The 17,481-nt window shown below is 46.2% G+C and carries 19 protein-coding genes and 2 tRNA genes; 13 read left to right on the forward strand and 8 right to left on the reverse strand.

Annotated features, from left to right (window positions below; all coding sequences use genetic code 11):
• Positions 1 to 93: 93 nt before the first annotated feature.
• Positions 94 to 933, reverse strand: coding sequence for an ATP-grasp domain-containing protein (locus H528_RS0102185; protein ID WP_022852716.1), 840 nt, complete (start codon positions 931 to 933; stop codon positions 94 to 96).
• Between the two features lie 24 nt (positions 934 to 957).
• On the opposite strand from H528_RS0102185, the gene H528_RS0102190 reads away from it, so the two are divergent.
• On the forward strand, positions 958 to 2,256 hold the full coding sequence (locus H528_RS0102190) for a bifunctional L-myo-inositol-1-phosphate cytidylyltransferase/CDP-L-myo-inositol myo-inositolphosphotransferase (protein ID WP_022852717.1): 1,299 nt from the start codon (positions 958 to 960) through the stop codon (positions 2,254 to 2,256).
• Here the strand turns inward: H528_RS0102190 and H528_RS0102195 are convergent.
• Both H528_RS0102195 and dtd read right to left on the reverse strand, forming a co-directional pair.
• Positions 2,240 to 3,052: a 50S ribosomal protein L11 methyltransferase gene (locus H528_RS0102195; RefSeq protein ID WP_022852718.1), complete on the reverse strand. Its 813-nt coding sequence runs from the start codon at positions 3,050 to 3,052 to the stop codon at positions 2,240 to 2,242. The genes H528_RS0102190 and H528_RS0102195 overlap by 17 nt on opposite strands.
• A 1-nt stretch (position 3,053) precedes the next feature.
• Positions 3,054 to 3,503, reverse strand: coding sequence for a D-aminoacyl-tRNA deacylase (gene dtd, locus H528_RS0102200; RefSeq protein ID WP_022852719.1), 450 nt, complete (start codon positions 3,501 to 3,503; stop codon positions 3,054 to 3,056).
• Positions 3,504 to 3,560: 57 nt separating this feature from the next.
• Here dtd and H528_RS0102205 point away from each other — a divergent pair, with 57 nt between their 5' ends.
• Positions 3,561 to 4,328 carry a DUF72 domain-containing protein gene (locus H528_RS0102205; RefSeq protein WP_022852720.1) on the forward strand — a complete coding sequence of 256 codons (768 nt, stop codon included), beginning with the start codon at positions 3,561 to 3,563 and terminating at the stop codon, positions 4,326 to 4,328.
• Here H528_RS0102205 and H528_RS0102210 read toward each other — a convergent pair.
• From H528_RS0102210 to H528_RS0102230, 5 genes are all read right to left on the reverse strand, one after another.
• Positions 4,329 to 4,404: transfer RNA gene (locus tag H528_RS0102210), tRNA-Gly, on the reverse strand.
• 153 nt (positions 4,405 to 4,557) lie between these two features.
• Complete coding sequence (gene porB, locus H528_RS0102215) at positions 4,558 to 5,496, reverse strand: pyruvate synthase subunit PorB (RefSeq protein WP_022852721.1); 939 nt, start codon at positions 5,494 to 5,496, stop codon at positions 4,558 to 4,560.
• Positions 5,493 to 6,671: a 2-ketoisovalerate ferredoxin oxidoreductase subunit alpha gene (porA, locus tag H528_RS0102220; protein ID WP_022852722.1), complete on the reverse strand. Its 1,179-nt coding sequence runs from the start codon at positions 6,669 to 6,671 to the stop codon at positions 5,493 to 5,495. Before porA ends, porB begins: the two co-directional genes overlap by 4 nt.
• A 3-nt stretch (positions 6,672 to 6,674) precedes the next feature.
• On the reverse strand, positions 6,675 to 6,971 hold the full coding sequence (locus H528_RS0102225) for a 4Fe-4S binding protein (RefSeq protein WP_022852723.1): 297 nt from the start codon (positions 6,969 to 6,971) through the stop codon (positions 6,675 to 6,677).
• Between the two features lie 10 nt (positions 6,972 to 6,981).
• A complete protein-coding gene (locus H528_RS0102230; protein ID WP_022852724.1) occupies positions 6,982 to 7,533 on the reverse strand; it encodes a 2-oxoacid:acceptor oxidoreductase family protein in 552 nt (183 codons plus the stop codon).
• Positions 7,534 to 7,787: 254 nt separating this feature from the next.
• Between H528_RS0102230 and H528_RS13920 the strand changes: the two genes are divergently transcribed.
• The 11 genes from H528_RS13920 to H528_RS0102290 all read left to right on the forward strand — a co-directional run bounded on the left by H528_RS13920 (position 7,788) and on the right by H528_RS0102290 (position 17,475).
• Positions 7,788 to 8,711: a pentapeptide repeat-containing protein gene (locus H528_RS13920; RefSeq protein WP_022852725.1), complete on the forward strand. Its 924-nt coding sequence runs from the start codon at positions 7,788 to 7,790 to the stop codon at positions 8,709 to 8,711.
• Positions 8,711 to 9,559: an HDOD domain-containing protein gene (locus H528_RS0102240; protein WP_022852726.1), complete on the forward strand. Its 849-nt coding sequence runs from the start codon at positions 8,711 to 8,713 to the stop codon at positions 9,557 to 9,559. The genes H528_RS13920 and H528_RS0102240 overlap by 1 nt, the downstream gene beginning before the upstream one ends.
• A gap of 47 nt (positions 9,560 to 9,606) precedes the next feature.
• A tRNA-Gln gene (locus tag H528_RS0102245) sits at positions 9,607 to 9,681 on the forward strand.
• A 12-nt stretch (positions 9,682 to 9,693) separates the two neighbouring features.
• Positions 9,694 to 10,413, forward strand: a complete 720-nt coding sequence (locus H528_RS0102250; RefSeq protein WP_028845731.1) for an ABC transporter ATP-binding protein — start codon at positions 9,694 to 9,696, stop codon at positions 10,411 to 10,413.
• Positions 10,410 to 11,201 (forward strand): ABC transporter permease, encoded by a 792-nt coding sequence (locus H528_RS0102255; RefSeq protein ID WP_022852727.1) that lies wholly within the window; start codon positions 10,410 to 10,412, stop codon positions 11,199 to 11,201. Before H528_RS0102250 ends, H528_RS0102255 begins: the two co-directional genes overlap by 4 nt.
• 102 nt (positions 11,202 to 11,303) lie before the next feature.
• The gene (gene rplM / locus H528_RS0102265; protein ID WP_028845732.1) at positions 11,304 to 11,747 is read left to right on the forward strand and encodes a 50S ribosomal protein L13; all 444 of its coding nucleotides are present in this window, start codon (positions 11,304 to 11,306) and stop codon (positions 11,745 to 11,747) included.
• A 13-nt stretch (positions 11,748 to 11,760) separates the two neighbouring features.
• The gene (gene rpsI, locus H528_RS0102270) at positions 11,761 to 12,162 is read left to right on the forward strand and encodes a 30S ribosomal protein S9 (protein WP_022852729.1); all 402 of its coding nucleotides are present in this window, start codon (positions 11,761 to 11,763) and stop codon (positions 12,160 to 12,162) included.
• 42 nt (positions 12,163 to 12,204) lie between these two features.
• On the forward strand, positions 12,205 to 13,245 hold the full coding sequence (gene argC / locus H528_RS0102275) for an N-acetyl-gamma-glutamyl-phosphate reductase (RefSeq protein WP_022852730.1): 1,041 nt from the start codon (positions 12,205 to 12,207) through the stop codon (positions 13,243 to 13,245).
• A 2-nt stretch (positions 13,246 to 13,247) separates the two neighbouring features.
• Positions 13,248 to 14,048, forward strand: a complete 801-nt coding sequence (gene truA / locus H528_RS12310; protein ID WP_022852731.1) for a tRNA pseudouridine(38-40) synthase TruA — start codon at positions 13,248 to 13,250, stop codon at positions 14,046 to 14,048.
• Positions 14,011 to 15,216, forward strand: a complete 1,206-nt coding sequence (locus tag H528_RS0102285; protein WP_022852732.1) for a pyridoxal phosphate-dependent aminotransferase — start codon at positions 14,011 to 14,013, stop codon at positions 15,214 to 15,216. The genes truA and H528_RS0102285 overlap by 38 nt, the downstream gene beginning before the upstream one ends.
• A gap of 117 nt (positions 15,217 to 15,333) precedes the next feature.
• Positions 15,334 to 17,475 carry a TonB-dependent receptor gene (locus tag H528_RS0102290; RefSeq protein WP_169352761.1) on the forward strand — a complete coding sequence of 714 codons (2,142 nt, stop codon included), beginning with the start codon at positions 15,334 to 15,336 and terminating at the stop codon, positions 17,473 to 17,475.
• Positions 17,476 to 17,481: the final 6 nt, after the last annotated feature.

A 17,481-nucleotide genomic window follows, 5' to 3' on the forward strand; every position in this document is an offset into this window, starting at 1 on the left:
CACCGAAGGAAAAGGAACATGTTTTGAAATTTGGTTACCTTGTATTTAAGAGATCCTGGAACGGGCTTCAATTAAGGTATTCTGTAAAGTCTACTAAGATAAATCAGCCAAAAATTCCTTTACCGCCTTAAAAAAGAATTCTTCGTATTTTTGGCCCAGAAGTCTGCGCCCGAAAACAAAATTGATCTCGTTTAAAAGGGGACCTCGGCGCTCATCTATTAAAAAATCTATGGCCGCAAGGTTTGTGCCGGTTTTTTCACAAAGAATCGCTGTTATTTGCAGGGCCTTTTCTTCTAAGTTTGCGTCAGGGCACGGAATTTTTCTCCCCCCCTGGACAAGGTTCGTCCTGAAATCGTCTTCACACGCCCGCCAGAAGGGATAAAAGTTTTTTCCAAAAACAACTACGCGGAGATCATAAGGCGAAGCAATGTATTCTTGAATTAAAAACCCAAAAGAGCCTTCTCTTTCGCGGCATTTGATATAAGAAAGCCCATTATTGAAATCTCTATCATCTCTTACGAGGAAAACGCCTCTTCCTTCGTGTTCGGCATCGCTCTTAAGCACGAAAGGAAACGCCGGCAAATCTATCTTAGCCGTAGCAGGATGTGGTCCAAAGGCTGCGATTTTGGGGACATAGATAGTCTTAGGGCAAGGAAGCCCAAGGGCCTTAAAAAGTAGAAACTGCCCCCCTTTGCCTGGAAACATGAAACGCACTCGGTAGTCAGGGAAAAGTAAAAGGCCGATATTTTGGGAGTAAAAGTAAAGCTCTTTGGTGAACACCTGCGGCCAGATGACAACCTTTGCCTGGCCTAAGGCCGCCAAAACTTCTTCTGTTACCGCGGTGTGCGCCCAGAAATTAAAATCCCCTTTCACCAGGGGATGAAAAGAAACAATTGGCCCGCAGGAATTAGTGCTTATATTTAATTCGCTCAAGGTTTACTCCGGGAGGGATCTTCTATGCAAGGGGTAATACTTGCCGCTGGCCTTGGCACAAGGCTCAGGCCCTATACGAAAAACTATCCCAAGCCACTGCTCAAAGTGGCTGGCAGGGAAATCCTTTTCCGTCATATTTATCTCCTAAACCAGGAAGGAATCCAAGATTTCATAATAATTATAAACCCAGCCCACCGAAAATATTACGAAGAATTTGCTCAAAAAAACAAGCAGTTCAACATTATTCTGGTTGAAAACCCTATCCCAGAACGGGGAAACGGCTACTCATTTTATCTTGCCAAAAATTATGTTTCAGGACGTTTTGTGCTTACCATGGGAGATCACATATACGAACCCGCTTTTATAAAACATGCCATTAAAAAAAGGGGCCTTATAGTTGACGAAAAAGGGCTTTTCATAAATCCAGAAGAAGCTACCAAGGCCCTTTGCCAAAACGGACGCGTTATATCTCTTGGGAAAGACCTTACTAATTTTACTGGCTTTGACACAGGCTTTTTCATCCTGGAAAAAGACGTTTTTACCGCCGCAGAAAAGCTCATTGACCACAAAGAAGAGATTTCTCTTTCTGAAATAATGTGTCAGGCAAAAATTCCCTGCAGCATCCTTTCCGGCTTTTTCTGGATGGACGTGGACACCCCTGAGGACTTAAAGCGCGCCACCGAAGAGTTAATTCGCCTTGCTCCAAAGGGTGCTGGCGACGGATTTATCTCCCGTCATCTTAATCGCAAAGTTTCTACCTGGGTTAGCGCAAAGGTATGCCATTTTCTTACCCCCAATCAGGCCACGGTGCTAACCACACTGCTTGGTATTTTCGCCGCAGCTATGCTCTTTGTAAGCCCACGGTGGGCAGCCTTTCTTTACCAGTTAAGCTCCATGCTCGATGGGATGGATGGTGAAATAGCCCGAGCTTCTTTGCGCACAAGCCCCTTTGGTGGCTGGCTTGACTCTGTACTTGATCGTTTTGTGGATTTTTTCTTTCTTGCCGGGCTCTTTTTGATATGGCAACCAGAACCCTTGTGGGACAAAGCCTTTGGGCTCATGGCAATTTTTGGCTCTTTTATGGTGAGCTACGTTGCCGAACGCTACAAGGGGGCCTTTGGAAGAGATATTTACCAGGACATCCCCTTTTTACGCAATCTACCAGGGAAACGAGACGAAAGGGTCTTTTTTATCATGGTAATGGTATTTCTAGGGCTTATACGGGAATTATTCTGGATTTTAGCGATAGTTTGCAATTTAAGGGTGGCTATTACTCTTATTTTGGTAGCACGCCGAAGTTTCAAACCTAAAGGGCAAGCCTGATGGCAGCCCAGCCTTCTTCGGTTCTTTTATCACGCAAAGTTGCTTGAGGAAAAAGAGACATTACTTCTTCAATTTGGCCTTCGGTAAAGCCGGAAAGGATCATCTCTCCGCCTGGGGCAAGGAGCTCGGGAAAATCCTTGCCAATAGTCAAAATCGTTCCAATGGTTAAGTTGGCGAGCAAAAGATCAAAGCATTTGGGTTTCACAGCGTCAAAGGAGCCACACATGACAAGGATTTTTTTGCTATAGCCATTTGCAAATACATTGGCCTTGGCCTCAAGGCACGCCCGCCAGTCAATATCTGCGGCAATTATCTTTTGCGCCCCAAGCTTTGCGGCACAAAGGGCAAGCACGCCGCTTCCTGTGCCGAGATCAAAAACACGAGGCATTTGCCTTTCCTTCAAGACTTCGTTAAGAAGAACAATTGAAAGAGAGGTGGTGGGGTGAAAACCACTTCCAAAAGAAAGATCCGCCCTGATAATAAGATCTCCTTTGCCTGGGACGACGTCTTTTCCCGGGGAAACAACCGCTATCTCAGGCGTATAGATAATCCGGTAACCAGAGATAGGTCCAGGAGAGGGATAAAGACCTGTTTCCTGAATATCTGCTTGAGGGGCAAAATCAAGTATCTCGCGCAGGGTCTTGTTAATATCTTCTGTTTGAAAAACAAGAACCGTCTTGTCTTCGTCTTCATATACACCAAGCAGAGTATCTGTAACAAATTGTTTCCAGTTGATTTGGGTGTCACGAGAGACTTTTACGTGGAGAAAATTTTTTTGTGAAGGCTTAAATTCCATCTCAAAATACCTTTTTGCTGTCAAGCAGAAGCGTTACCGGGCCGTCATTTATCAGCGATATTTCCATCATAGCGCGAAATTTGCCCGTTTTAACCGGAATGCCGTAAGACATGAGTTCTTCGGCAAGTTCTAGGTATAGTTTTTCTGCCTGCTCAGGAAGAGCGGCCTTATCAAAAGAGGGCCGATTTCCTTTGCGGCAATCACCATAAAGCGTGAAGTTTGAAACCAAAAGCACCTCGCCTTCTACATCCTTCAAGGAAAGATTCAGCTTACCAGCTTGGTCTTCAAAAACCCGAAGCCCTACAATCTTTCGTGCCAAATAGCTTACGTCTTTGGTAGTGTCTTCTTTTGAGACCCCGAGCAAAACAAGAAAACCCTGCCCGATTCTGGAGATCTCCTCACCATTTACTGAAACTGCGGCTTCTTTGACACGCTGGATGACTGCTCGCATCAACGACTTATCTTAACCAAATAAAAGGGACAGGCAAATTACAGGAGGGTCAAATTTATGAAAAAAATCTACGTGGGTACGTGTGGACAGGTAATAAGTTTGAAAAAATTTTTCGATCACTACTCTGCCCTGGAAATAAACGCGACTTTTTATCGTTTCCCTTCTCAAAAACAAATTAGGAATTGGAAAACTCATTTAAAGGCTGGCAAAGAAAAGGGAGCATATCTTTCATTAAAAGCCCATCAGATATTTACGCACCCTTTGCGCTCTCCCACCTGGAAACGTTCAGAATTCAAATTAGAAGATCTAAAAAAAGAAAAGGATAAAATTGGTTGCCTCAAATTAAATGAACTCACCCTTACCTTTCTTGAAAGAACAAAAGAACTCTGCACAGAACTTGGTATAGACTTTGTCCTATTTCAGCTACCTTCTTTTTGTCGTGAGGAAAAAGAGCATTTCGCCAATTTTTTGGCAAAGGCCCGCGATGTTTTGCCCGCAAGGATTGGCCTTGAAATTCGTTGGCAAGACCAAAGACTACTTGAAGACTTGTGGCAAAACATCCAAATCGTCCCTGTGTTTGATCCGTTCCTCGCAAACGATTTGCGGGAATCATTTTTCCCTAAGCTTTCTTTTCTTTATCTCAGACTACACGGGAAAAAAGACAAGACCGGTAAAATAAACTACAAACACCGCTACTCTGATGAAGAACTCCTGAAACTCAAAGACTGGGTTTTTGCGGCCAAAGCACAAAAGATATGCCTTCTTTTCAACAACGTTTATATGAGAGACGATGCCTTACGTTTCCGCAAGATAATCGAGGATTAGTGGAGCGGGAGACGGGACTTGAACCCGCGACATCCACCTTGGCAAGGTGGCGCTCTACCAACTGAGCTACTCCCGCATGCGCTTTAATTAAATAACGAGCTAATTTATTACTGTCAAGCCCTTTTTTGGTTAGTGTCTTATTCTTCCGAAATCGTCAGTATAATATCGGATAAAAAAATGCTCCCAGCAATAGAAAACAAAGGGCGGAAAAACCGCCCTCTGTTAGTAGCTAAAGCTCAGCAAGCTTCAAAAGCCTTTCGTAATCAGCGTCAACTTTTCTTTGAATCTCCGCAATAATCTCAGGGGTTAGGTGTCTGAAACGGCGCTGGGCCTTTAGATACTCCTCTACCGGCTTAGGTTTGGTAATCTTGCGCGTAATGTAGTATTTTCCTTCGATCACCTCATAAAGAGGGAATATCTTGGTATCTACTGCAAGACGTGCAAGTTTGATGGAATCTTCGCCGCGAGTACCCCAGCCAGTTGGACACGGAGAATAAATATGCACATAAGCGGGGCCTTTTACCAGCGCAGCTTTTTTGACCTTATTCATGAGGTCAAGGAAAAAGGCCGGACTAGCCGTAGCAACATAGGGAATACCGTGCGCCACCGCTATCTGAGGGACGTTCTTTTTCCAAGTCATCTGGCCAAAACTTCTTTCTCCTGGAGGGCTGGTGGTGGTCATAGCGCCAAAGGGAGTACAACTTGAGCGCTGGACTCCTGTGTTCATATAAGCTTCGTTGTCAAGGCAGATATAAACGAAATCATGACCGCGTTCTAGGGCTCCAGAAAGCGCCTGAAGCCCAATATCTGCGGTGCCCCCGTCACCTGCCACCGCGATGACGTCTACATGGCGGCTCTTTGGAAAACGCCCGCGGCGTTTGAGGACCTTTAAAGCCGCTTCTACCCCGGAGGCAACTGCGGCCGTGTTTTCAAAGGCAATATGTATCCACGGGACGCGCCAAGAAGTATGAGGAAAAGGAGAAGTGACGATCTCCATACAACCAGTGGCATTGCAGACTATGACGTCTGTGCCTAAGGCCTTCATGGCCATACGCAAGGCCAAAATCTCACCACATCCCTGACAAGCCCTGTGTCCTGGAGCAATAGGCTCCACCTCAGGCAAATTTTTAATAGAGAAACCTTTGAATTTTGTGAATTCTGGTATCATGATTCCCGCACCCCTATCATTTCGTAAGCTTCTTTAGGCCGCTTTTTCATATAAAAAGCGGCTCTTTCGGCCATTTCTTCAAAATCCTCAACCGTGACATCGCGGCCACCAAGGCCTGCAATGAAGTTAACTACCCGGGGACGCCTGGCAGCATTATAAAGGGCGCCTTTGACTTCCGTGCCAACTGGGCCACCCACTGCGCCAGGAGTAAGCGCTCGGTCAATAACTCCTAATACTTTGACCCCAGATACAGCCTTGCGAAATTCCTGCACAGGAAACGGCCGCCAAAGCCTTATGCGCACCAGCCCAACCTTCTTGCCTTCATCGCGCATCTTATCAATAGCTGTCATAGCAGTTTCAGCAAGGCTACCCATTATCAAAAGGGCAACTTCAGCATCTTCCATGCGATATGTCTCTACGGCATTATATTCCCGGCCAAAACGATTGGCCCAATCCTTCCACACCCGCTTAATCACCCGCGGAGTGTTTTTAAAGGCTTCGTCCTGAGCTTTTTTGGCTTCAAAATAAATTTCAGGGATCCCCACAGGACCCATGGAGATAGGTTTCCGTGGATCAAGCTTATACTTGGGTTTAAAGGGTGGCAAAAAGGCGTCTACTTCTTCCTGGTCCGGCAAGATTATTGGCTCAATCACGTGAGAGAGGGTAAAGCCGTCAATGTTCACAATCATGGGAAACATCACGTTGCGGTCTTCAGCTATACGGAAGGCCTGGATGGTTAAATCAACAGCTTCCTGACCGTTTTCGGCAAAGACCTGGATCCAGCCGATATCCCGCTCAGCCATGATGTCACTGTGGTCATTCCAGATGCTAATGGGCGCAGAAAGGGCTCTGTTAGCTACCACCATTACCACAGGGAGCCTTAAGGCTGAGGTGATAAAAAGAATCTCGTGCATCAAGGCAAGCCCTTGAGCCGCGGTAGAGGTAAAGGTGCGTGCTCCTGTGGCCACAGCCCCTGTCGCCGCACTGATCGCAGAATGCTCGGATTCAACGGTGATATATTCAGCATCAAGCTCGCCACTGGCAACTAATTCGCTTAGGTGCTCTACGATATGGGTCTGCGGGGTAATGGGGTATGCAGCGATAACTTCTGCCCGCGCCAGTTTAACGGCGTCGGCAATGGCAATGGAAACTTCTTTGGCTATCTTTTTTGACATAACTTATACCTCCTCCATAACCATGCTAATGGCATTCTTCGGACAGGTGGCCATGCATATCCCGCAGCCCTTACAATAATAAAGGTTTACCAGATAGTAGCCTTCCTCATCGCGCTGGTCATAACACATATCGGGACACATAATGTAGCAGGTACCACATTTGACACATTTTTCTTTATCAAGCACTGGCCTCATAGAACGCCAGTTCCCTGTTTTAAACTCTGCACTATTACCAGGCTCTAAAATATAGAGCCCAAAAGGAACCTCTTTCCAGGGCATCATTCCTTGGTCTTTACCCATCTCTTACTCCTTATGTGTAAAGTTTTGTCTCTTTAATGGCTCTGGCCATAGCTGCTTTATTCTTCTCTGCTAACCGACCAAAACGGTGCTCAAGGGCTTCTTCTAAAAATTTTTGGTCAACTAAGTGGGTTGCCTTAAGAAAGGCCCCTAACATGGTGGTATTGGTAATAGGAAGGCCAAGCTCTTCCATAGCAATCTTTGTGGCATCAACCACGGCGAGTTTTCCTTGGTAACCGCCCAAAATCTCGCGCAATTCTTTTTCGTCTTTATGCGAATTCAAGATAACCCAGCCATTTTCTTTCAATCCATCAGTAACATTGACAATAGTTGGAAGAGACGGATCAAGGACTACTACAATATCTGGCGTATAAACTTTTTCGCGGGTGTGAATGCGCTCTTCACTAACCCGAACAAACGCCATTACCGGAGCACCACGACGCTCCGGACCAAAACTAGGAAAGGCCTGGGCGTATTTGTCCTGGTTAATGGCAGAAATGGCAATTAATTCTGCCGAAGTGACGGCACCCTGACCTCCTCGACCATGAAGCCTGACTTCGATCATGGGCTCTCTCCTTAAAAGCGTTCTAAGATGGGAATTGTGTTAACACAACTTAACTCTATGGTCAACAAAGTTGAACAAAAAAATCATACTTTTAGGGTATTATTAGCGCCTTTTGCAAAAGGCTGAGATCAGTGTTCCAAGCAAGGGATCCCGGAAAAATCCTTCGCTACCCCGTTATCGGAAAAATTCTTCCAGAATGACTGCCCACTTAAAGAATTTGGCTCAAATTACGATACGCCTTTAAGGGTGGCGAAATGGAAGCTGTAAGGCAAATAGGCAACGAGAACACATTAGACTTCAGCGGGCAAGACTTAAGCGGCAAAGATTTTAGCGGGCAAAACCTAGCCGGCGCACGTTTTTTTCGAGCAAATTTAAAAAACGCTATTTTTACAGGGGCTGATTTAACAAACGCCGATTTCACCGGAGCAAACCTTGAAGGAGCAAATCTTGAGGGTGTAAAAGCCGAAAATGCTGGTTTTGGCCTGGCTAATCTAAAAAATGCCAGGCTTTTTAATGGGAATTTCCAACATGCAACCTTTACCAAAGCCAACCTTGAATATGCCGATGCCAAATGCGCCAACTTCTCACGCGCCCGCATAAGAGAAGCCAACCTTTCGGGTGCGGACTTCTCTAGCGCTAATTTACAAGAGGCACATCTCAACCTCAGCAACGTAGCAAAGGCCATTTTTAAAGATGCCAACCTGCGCGGCGCCCACATTCGTATGCTCAAGGGCTACCAAAATGCTATCTGGACCGGGGTAGATATTCGCGATATCAACTTTTCCGGCGCCTATCTCATCAGACGACACATAATGGATGAAAATTATCTTGAAGAGTTTCGCCAACAAGGACGTACCGCCAAAATCATTTATTTTCTCTGGTGGCTTACTTCTGATTGCGGAAGAAGCTTAAAACGCTGGTGTCTTTTTATTTTGTTCCAAGTCCTTTTTTTTGCTTATTTGTATCACCTGGTAGGAGTTGACTACGGAAAATACCCGACTCCGCTCTCTCCCCTTTATTACAGTGTGGTCACACTTACCACTTTGGGATATGGAGACGTCATCCCCAATTCCTTGCCAGGGCAAATAATAGCTATTTGTGAGGTAATTACAGGGTATGTCATGCTTGGTGGCCTTTTGGCCATTTTTACTAACCGTATCGCCAGGAGGGCCGATTAATGGGTTTATTAGGTCTTTTAAAAAGGAAGAAAAATCCCCGGGAAGAACTGAAAAAGAAACTAAAGGGCTTTGAACTCCCTTATCTACCTAAGGCAGCCTTATTAGCTCTGGAGGCCATAAGAGACCCGCACACCAGTGTGCCGGAAATAGCCCGTAGGGTGGCGGCAGACCCAGGACTTCACTTAAAAATCCTCCGCACAGTCAACTCTGCAGCCTTTGGGCTCCCGCGCCAGGTCACTAATATCGAACATGCCGTAGCCCTTTTAGGGCGCGCTCGCCTGGAATCTCTCCTTTTGCCGCTAGCGGTAAAAGAAGCCCTTCCCCCTTTTGATGCTCCGTGCCTTGATCATACCCTCTTTTGGCTTACGGCCGCCAAAAGAGGAAGTTTTGCCAGAAAGTTCGCCCAGGTCTTACATCCTCATTCAAGCGTGGAAGCCTTTAGCGCCGGACTCCTTCAAGATGTAGCTGTTCCAATCATTATACATCTCAGTAAAGATAACTACTGTCCGGTGTTAGAAACTTGGAACACCGACCCTGATGTCGATGTCACAGAACTTGAAAGAAAGACCTTTGGCTATGACCATCAGGACATCGGACACCTTGTGGCAGAAGAATGGGATCTTCCCGCTTATTTAAGCGAAGCCATTTCAGCCCACCACGAAGACAAAGTAGAACCAGCGGTCTTTTTAGCCTCCCACCTACGCTACAGCCGCGAACAAAACGAAATTGAAAAAGAAACTGTAGCTGAAATAGCCAAGCAGCAATTTAACATCCCCAAAGATCAAGCACTCAATATGCTTTTGCGAGCCCAAAAAGAAGCCGAAGAGTTAGCACGTGTATTTCTTTAGACTTGCAAGTAGGCACTTTTAAGTTATCTTTTAAAGACCAAACGTGATCCCGGGTCGTCTAATCGGCAGGACATGGGGTTTTGGCCCCCATAGTGGTGGTTCGAGTCCACCCCCGGGATCCAACTCTTTCCACTATGGAACACATCCTCGAAGTAAAAGACCTAAGCAAAAATTTCAATTCCTTTTGGGCTCTTAAAAACATTTCGTTTACCCTCTGCCCCGGTGAAATACTCGGTATCGTAGGCCCAAATGGCGCGGGGAAAACCACCCTCATCAACTGTCTGCTGGGCCTTATCACCCCCTCCTCCGGAAAGATTATCTATTTTGGCCTTGAGCTCTGGCAAAACCGTTCAAAAGTGCTTGCCAAAGTCAATTTCGCCTCAAATTACGTAGGCCTCCCCTTATCACTTAACCTTTACGAAAATCTTTTGGTTTATGCCCATCTTTACGGAGTCTCCCAGGCTAAAGAAAAGATCGCTTATCTTCTCAAACTTTTCGGGCTTTACGAAATACGCCAGAAACCAACGCGGCATCTTTCTTCCGGCCAAATGACACGCCTAACTCTTGCTAAAGCTTTACTTAACGATCCCAGCATTTTACTGCTTGATGAACCCACTGCTGGTCTTGACCCAGAAATAGCCGAACATACCCGCAAACTCTTAAGGGATCTATCCAAAAAGCAGCAAACCGCTATCATCATAACCTCACATAATCTCCCGGAGATAGAACGCTTTGCCGACCGAATCCTGATGCTAAAAAAGGGACAAATAAAAGCCATTGGCACCAAAGAAGAACTCCTTGCTAAATTCAAGAGTAAAAATCTCGAAGAGCTTTATTTTAAGGCCGTACTATGAACCCTCGTCGCATTTATGCTGTGGTTTTAAGACAGATTTTTCTTTACCGACGGAGCTTCACTCGCGTTTTAGACGTATTTTACTGGCCAACTGTTGATCTTCTTCTCTGGGGTTTCATTACGCTTTATTTGGAGAGGGAAAGCCAGGGCATAAATCCTTATGCTTCTTTTTTTCTCGGCGGACTTATTCTCTGGAACATCCTTTTGCGCGCCCAACAGGGCATATCGGTTTCTTTTCTTGAAGACATTTGGGCGCGAAATTTGATAAATCTTTTTGTCTCCCCCCTCAAAGTTTCAGAATACCTGGCCGGGCTTTTGTGTATCAGCATCATAAAGGTGAGCCTAGCCTTTTTAGTGATGGCTGGCATTGCTGGGGCCTGCTTCGGCTTTGCGATCTTTAAAATGGGGCTCTGGCTTCTTTTCTTCGTGTTGAATTTGTGCGCTATGGGCTGGGCCATTGGCCTGGTCACCATGGCCTGCATCCTTCGCTTTGGCCAAGAAGCCGAGATACTCGCCTGGGCACTTTCTTTTCTGTTTTTACCTGTTTCTGCGGTCTTTTATCCGGTTGAGGTGCTGCCGCATTTTTTACAGAAAATAGCGGCCTTTGTTCCTGCAGCTTATGTTTTTGAGGGCATGCGCGCGGTAATCCTTAAACAAGAACTCAGTATTTCCTTACTTGAAAAGGCCTTTTTGTTAAATGCATGTTATCTTGCTTTAGGCCTTGCCATATTTTACCGCGTTTATAAAGTTTCCCTGGCCCGTGGAAGCATTCCAAAGATTGGAGAGTGATTGCAATTTTTACAAGACGGGTTTAAATTTTATGGCGCTTTCTTGACAAAAAGGGCCCAATCTTTTAAAGAGTTTGAGCCGATTTAGCATGGAGGAGTAAAAATGGCAATATTTACATCGCAGACCCCGATGCTCAAAAAAGAAGAAGTTGAAAGAAACTGGTACGTTATCGACGCCAAAGGAAAGGTCTTGGGGCGTCTTGCAAGCCTAATTGCCCAGCGTCTGCGGGGCAAACATCGCCCAGATTTCACCCCACACGTAGATGCCGGGGATTTCATCGTGGTCATCAACGCGGACAAAATCAAACTTACCGGGCATAAGCTTGACCAGAAGATTTACTGGCGGCACTCTGGCTACATGGGAGGCATTAAGCTTACGCCAGCCAAGAAAATGCTTGAGCAAAAGCCCGAAGAAGTGTTGCGCCTGGCGGTAAAAAGAATGCTTCCGAAAAATCGCCTGGGACGCAAAATGCTCAAAAAGCTAAAGATTTATCGCGGAGAGAGCCATCCTCATACTGCTCAAAAACCAAAAGTCCTAGAAATTTAAGAGGTGAGAAGAAATGGCTAAAAATACCGAAAGATTTTATGCCACCGGCAAAAGAAAGACTGCTATTGCCAGGGTTTGGCTGATCCCTGGTAGTGGAAATTTCAGGGTTAACAACAAAGATTTTGACGAATACTTTTCTGACACGGTAGTTGCCCGCCACGTGGTAGAACAGCCTTTTAACATCACAGGTACTGCGGGCAAGTTTGACATAGTCTGCACGGTAAAAGGTGGAGGCAAATCAGCTCAGGCCGAAGCCATAAGGCATGGCGTGGCGCGTGCCCTTATCGTTTACAACGAAGAACTGAGGCCTTCCCTTAAAAAGGCTGGTTTCCTTACCCGCGATGCCCGCGTAAAAGAACGCAAAAAATACGGGCTGCGGGGTGCCAGACGCGGTCAACAGTACTCCAAACGCTAAAAAACAAACAGGGGAGCTTTTGCTCCCCTTTATTATTTTGTCATGTTAAACGTCGCCATCATAGGAGCCACAGGCTATACCGGGCTTGAACTTCTACGGATCCTTGCCAAACACCCTGAGGTAGAAGTAAGTGCTGTTACCTCACGCAAAGAAGCCGGGAAAAAAGTCGCTGAGATATTTCCTTTTGAAGGGAAATTTGGTGAGCTCATCTTTGAAGAACCAGCTCCCGAAAAAATTGCCCAAAAGGCAGAGCTAGTTTTTTTGTGCGTGCCCCATGGGGCGGCGGCCAAAGCAGCCAAATCCTTTTTAGAGGCAGGGCTTAAGGTAATCGACCTTTCGGCAGACTTCCGCCTTAAAGACCAAAGCATCTACGAAACCTGGTATAAGACAGCACACGAGGCCCCAGAGCTTTTGCCCCAGGCTGTTTACGGATTGCCCGAAATTTATCGCGAAGAAATTAAAAGAGCCAAGCTTATTGCCAACCCTGGATGCTATCCCACGGCAAGCACTTTGCCCCTGATTCCCCTGCTTAAGGCCAGGCTTATTCAAGAGGAAAGTATCATTATCGATGCCAAAAGCGGTGTCTCAGGCGCCGGAAGGAGTGCCAAACTGAGACTTATCTTTTGCGAAGTAAACGAAGACTTTTGCGCTTATAACGTAGCCACCCACCGCCACACCCCTGAGATAGAACAAGTCCTTTCCGAGGCTTCTAGGAAAAATCTCAAGGTTAACTTTACGACCCATCTTGTCCCCATGAACCGCGGCATCCTGGCCACGATATATGCAAAGGCAAAAGAAAACATAGACGAAAAAACTCTGCGAAGCTGTCTTGTTGATTTTTACGCAGATGAAGTTTTTGTTAAAATTCTCCCTGAGGGCATCTTCCCAAACACCGCCCATGTGCGCGGCACAAATCTTTGTGCTATCGGCTTAAAATTCGATCAGCGTACCAGGCGCGTAATTTTAGTCTCAGCTATTGACAATCTCGTCAAAGGAGCAAGCGGCCAGGCCGTGCAAAACATGAACCTTATGGCAGGTTTTCCAGAAGAGCTCGCTTTAGATACCAGGCCGCTTTTTCCTTAACCATGCGCAATATCAAGCTTACCATTGCCTACGACGGCACCAATTATCTTGGCTGGCAAAAACAAAAAGTAGGCCCCACTATCCAGGGAGTCCTAGAAGACACCTTAAGGCGCCTTTTAGGTCATCGTATAAAGCTTCGGGCGGCAGGGCGCACTGATGCAGGAGTTCATGCTTTAGGTCAGGTGGCCAATTTTTTGACCACGAGCAAAATGCCCCTTGAAGACCTGCACCGGGCGCTTAATGCTTTGCTTCCCAAAGACATCTCGGTATTTAAAGTTGAGGAAGTCCCTATCAAATTTAACGCCCAGTACGACGCCAAGTACAAGACCTACTACTACCAAATCTACAATCACCCCATCAGGAACCCGTTAGTACGACTTTATTCCTGGTGGGTCCCCCAAAAGCTTGACCTTGAGGCCATGCGCGAGGTTTTGCCGCTTTTTATAGGCCAGAAAGACTTTGCCAGCTTTCGCAAAACTGGCACTGAAACCAAAAGCACTATCCGCACGGTTTTATCCGCAGAGCTAAAAAGGGTGCCTGGAGTCGCGGGCATGCTTCGTTTTGAGATTTCCGGGCGTGGCTTTTTACGGTATATGGTAAGAAATATCGTAGGGGCACTGGTGCAAGTGGGGCTTGGTAAACTTTCTGCCCAAGAACTGGCAAGTATAATGGAAGCCAAAGACCGCTCCCTTGCTCCCCCACCTGCGCCACCACAGGGGCTTTTTTTAAAGGAAGTAGTCTATCAAACCAAAAGGAGGGCTTCCCGTGAAAGAAAAACTAGCAACCAGGGTCAAACAACTTAAACCCTCAGCCACCTTAGCGGTAAACGCCAAGGCCAAGGCCTTAAAAGCCAAAGGCATTGACATTATTAACCTTTCTGCTGGAGAGCCTGATTTCGACACCCCTGAGCACATCAAAGCCGCTGCCATCAAAGCCATTGAAGAAGGCTTTACCAGATACACCCCGGTAGCAGGGATCCCTGAGCTTAGAGAAGCTGTGGTAGCGCGCCTGGAAAAAGATTACGGGCTTAAATACGAGCCCGAGCAAGTGGTAGTAAGCTGTGGTGCCAAGCAGGCACTTTTTAACCTAGCCCAGGCCCTTTTTGAAGAAGGCGATGAGGTCTTGATCCTTGCGCCCTATTGGGTCTCTTATCCCCCGATTGTAGAACTCTCTGGCGCAAAGCCGGTAATTGTGCCCTCCACCAAAGAAAAAAATTTTGAACCCGATATTTCCGATATAGCAGCAGCCTGTACCCCAAAAACCAAGGGCATCATCGTAAATAGCCCTTCAAACCCCACCGGACAGATTTATAGCACCGGCTTTTTAAAGGATTTGGCAGGACTTTGCAAAGAAAAGGGTCTTATCGTCATCTCAGACGATATTTACGATAAGCTTCGTTTTGACGGAAAGGCCCCTGAGAACATCCTTACCGTAGCTCCCGATTTGAAAGACCAGGTTATTATGGTTAACGGGGTCTCAAAGACTTATGCCATGACGGGTTGGCGCATTGGCTGGGCCATCGGGCCCGAGGAAATCATTGCTGCGGTCTCACGCATCCAAGGCCAGAGCACTTCAAACGCCACTTCTGTGGCCCAGAAGGCCGCCCTTGAAGCCCTTTTGGGACCACAGGATTGTGTAGCTGAAATGTGTAAGGCCTTTAAACGCCGGGCCAATTTACTTTACGAAGAAGTCAAAAAGATTCCAGGTCTTGAGCTTCCCAAACCTATGGGAACTTTCTACGCCTTCATTGACTTTTCAGCCTACTATGGCCGTAAAACCCCTGATGGCACGGAAATAAAAGACTCTCTTAGCATTTGCGAGTACCTGCTTGAAGAGGCAAAAGTAGCCACGGTTCCTGGAGTTGCCTTTGGTGATGACCGCTGCTTAAGGATTTCCTTTGCCAGTGCCGATGAAGAAATATTAAAGGGTGTGGCCCGTATTTCTGAAGCCTTGACAAAACTCAGTTATTAACGGGTGCATTAAACGCCCGACATCGTTAAGGATCCGTTCCCATTTTTCGTTCCGAAAGATGGGAAGGATCCCTTAGGAATGTCGGCTAAAAATGTTCCCAGTATTAGCGAGGGGAAATTGATCCGAGCTATCATTTTAGGCTTATTTTTCTTGGTCTTTGTTAGTCGCGTCATATGGGCAGGGCAAATCCCTGGCGACTCTCCTAAGTCCTCCAAAGATACGTTTAACGAACAGATCAAACTTTTTTTTTCGGATCAAAAATTCCTCTCAGACAAAGATTTTCAGACAACCCTTGCCAAAGCAGCTGGAGAACTGGAAGCCTTTCTAAAGGAAGCCACGGAAAAGGCCTTAGAGTTTGGCCTGAATATCGACGAAGTCCCGTCTACTTTTATTGTTTTTGACCGTCAGAGCATTGAACGTACTGGAGCTACCACCATTGCTGAGCTTTTACGCTTTGTCCCTGGCCTTGAGGTTATCAGAGAAAACAACGGCACGTTTCACTTAATTGTAAGGGGAAATTATTCTGACAGACGCGTGCTTATTCTGTGGGACGGGCAACCCTTAAATGTCCTTCTCACCAGGCGGGCCTTAAATTTCATTGGTGCCATGCCGGTAGATATCCTGGAAAGGATAGAAATATCCCTTGGCCCATCCTCTGCGGTTTACGGCTCCTATGCCATGGGCGGTGTGATAAATCTCATCCCCCGCAAGTGGGCAAACGGTGGCGAAGTCGGCGGTGCCATAGGAAGCTTTGATTCTCGTAGAGGCTTTGCTTCAGGTGGCTTGGTAAAAGGAGACTGGGATATCCAATTCAGTGTAGGGGCAAGTAATTCTGACGGAGATTCTTTTAAGGTTAGAGATGTCCTGGGGATCCCTGGCGAAGTCAACACCGGTCAGGAAACAAACTGGCAAGAACTAAGACTCAAACATAAAGACTTGGGGTTCAAATTTTTCAGGATTTTCGTTGACCTTTCCCGTTATTACGGCATAACAGACCGTCTGCCTCGCACAGAAGCCCCCAGGGGCCAACTAGAACAAGTGGGAGGGCAGTTCACTTATGACTTTGAGCTCCCTTTCCAGACAGATGCCCATCTTTATCTTAATTGGCGGCAAAATTTTTTAGACTATGGAAAATATTACGTTTTTCATCCTGCTCCCCCTGAAACACTACCTGCATTTGACCAGCCAACAGTGGCCACTGAGAAAGTACGTCTGCGCGAAACAATATGGGGCATAAGATTTCACCGGCATTTTGGCAATCATTGCCTTTTTTGGGGGGCAGAAACCTTAGAAAACGCCATCCGCTCGGTATCATTTTATGCCAACAGGACTCTACCAGAATTAGACCCTCTTTCTGGATTAACCCGCTTAAAAGACCCCTGGCCTAAAGAAGACGAAGAAATGTGGGCCATATTTTTGCAGGACCAGTGGCAAATTTCCCAAAAAAATGAACTTAATTTCGGGCTTCGGTATGACAAATACAGTGGCTTCTCTGGCCAGCTAAGCCCTCGTATTGTCTGGATACACCGCTTAAGCCCCAAGTTTGCCACTAAGCTCATTTACGGACGCGGCTTTCGCGTGCCAGACCTCAATTCACTTTATAACAACCACAAACCTCTAGTTTCAGGAAACCCTGACCTCAAACCTGAAAAGTTAGATTCAATCGAGAGTGTTTTTATCTGGAAACCTGATCACCGACAAAGGCTCAGTTTAAGCATGTATCACATGTGGTTAAAAGATGTCCTTGGACGCAGAGCCCCTTCTAATTTGCCAGGATGGCACTTTCGCCAGGGCGGAGATGAACGCGTTAGCGGTGGAGAAATTTCTTACCGTTACCGGGGACTCAACTGGGATATCTATCTTTATGCCAGCTACCAATGGGGAGAAAACGAATTTGACGAACCGAGACCATACGTAGCCAATGTCCTGGGTGGAGGTTTTATCTCCTATTCTTTTGGCAACATTCCTTTAGAAGTAAACTTAGGCGTAAATTACGTGGGCTCACGTTGGCGAGAAAAATATAATCCGACTAATATTGACTCTAACAGCTACATAGCAGACCCTCGCCCAAAACTAAAAGGGTATACTAACGTAAATCTAAAACTCATCTATGATATAACAAAACGTGCCAAATTATGGCTTGGCATTACCAATCTTTTTAATGACAATATTAGGTATCCGTCTAATTACGGAGCTATTCCTGATGATTACCGAGAAAACGGACGATACGCAGAAGTGGGATTAAGGATACGTTTTTAGCTAAAG

The organism is Thermodesulfatator atlanticus DSM 21156, assembly GCF_000421585.1.
GTDB lineage: Bacteria > Desulfobacterota > Thermodesulfobacteria > Thermodesulfobacteriales > Thermodesulfatatoraceae > Thermodesulfatator > Thermodesulfatator atlanticus.

Bases quoted from the DNA above. Each gene is read 5' to 3' on its own strand.
- H528_RS0102190 (WP_022852717.1), top strand. From the start codon at position 958: ATGCAAGGGGTAATACTTGCCGCTGGCCTTGGCACAAGGCTCAGGCCC.
- H528_RS0102195 (WP_022852718.1), bottom strand. From the start codon at position 3,052: ATGGAATTTAAGCCTTCACAAAAAAATTTTCTCCACGTAAAAGTCTCT.
- dtd (WP_022852719.1), bottom strand. From the start codon at position 3,503: ATGCGAGCAGTCATCCAGCGTGTCAAAGAAGCCGCAGTTTCAGTAAAT.
- H528_RS0102205 (WP_022852720.1), top strand. From the start codon at position 3,561: ATGAAAAAAATCTACGTGGGTACGTGTGGACAGGTAATAAGTTTGAAA.
- porB (WP_022852721.1), bottom strand. From the start codon at position 5,496: ATGATACCAGAATTCACAAAATTCAAAGGTTTCTCTATTAAAAATTTG.
- porA (WP_022852722.1), bottom strand. From the start codon at position 6,671: ATGTCAAAAAAGATAGCCAAAGAAGTTTCCATTGCCATTGCCGACGCC.
- H528_RS0102225 (WP_022852723.1), bottom strand. From the start codon at position 6,971: ATGGGTAAAGACCAAGGAATGATGCCCTGGAAAGAGGTTCCTTTTGGG.
- H528_RS0102230 (WP_022852724.1), bottom strand. From the start codon at position 7,533: ATGATCGAAGTCAGGCTTCATGGTCGAGGAGGTCAGGGTGCCGTCACT.
- H528_RS13920 (WP_022852725.1), top strand. From the start codon at position 7,788: ATGGAAGCTGTAAGGCAAATAGGCAACGAGAACACATTAGACTTCAGC.
- H528_RS0102240 (WP_022852726.1), top strand. From the start codon at position 8,711: ATGGGTTTATTAGGTCTTTTAAAAAGGAAGAAAAATCCCCGGGAAGAA.
- H528_RS0102250 (WP_028845731.1), top strand. From the start codon at position 9,694: ATGGAACACATCCTCGAAGTAAAAGACCTAAGCAAAAATTTCAATTCC.
- H528_RS0102255 (WP_022852727.1), top strand. From the start codon at position 10,410: ATGAACCCTCGTCGCATTTATGCTGTGGTTTTAAGACAGATTTTTCTT.
- rplM (WP_028845732.1), top strand. From the start codon at position 11,304: ATGGCAATATTTACATCGCAGACCCCGATGCTCAAAAAAGAAGAAGTT.
- rpsI (WP_022852729.1), top strand. From the start codon at position 11,761: ATGGCTAAAAATACCGAAAGATTTTATGCCACCGGCAAAAGAAAGACT.
- argC (WP_022852730.1), top strand. From the start codon at position 12,205: ATGTTAAACGTCGCCATCATAGGAGCCACAGGCTATACCGGGCTTGAA.
- truA (WP_022852731.1), top strand. From the start codon at position 13,248: ATGCGCAATATCAAGCTTACCATTGCCTACGACGGCACCAATTATCTT.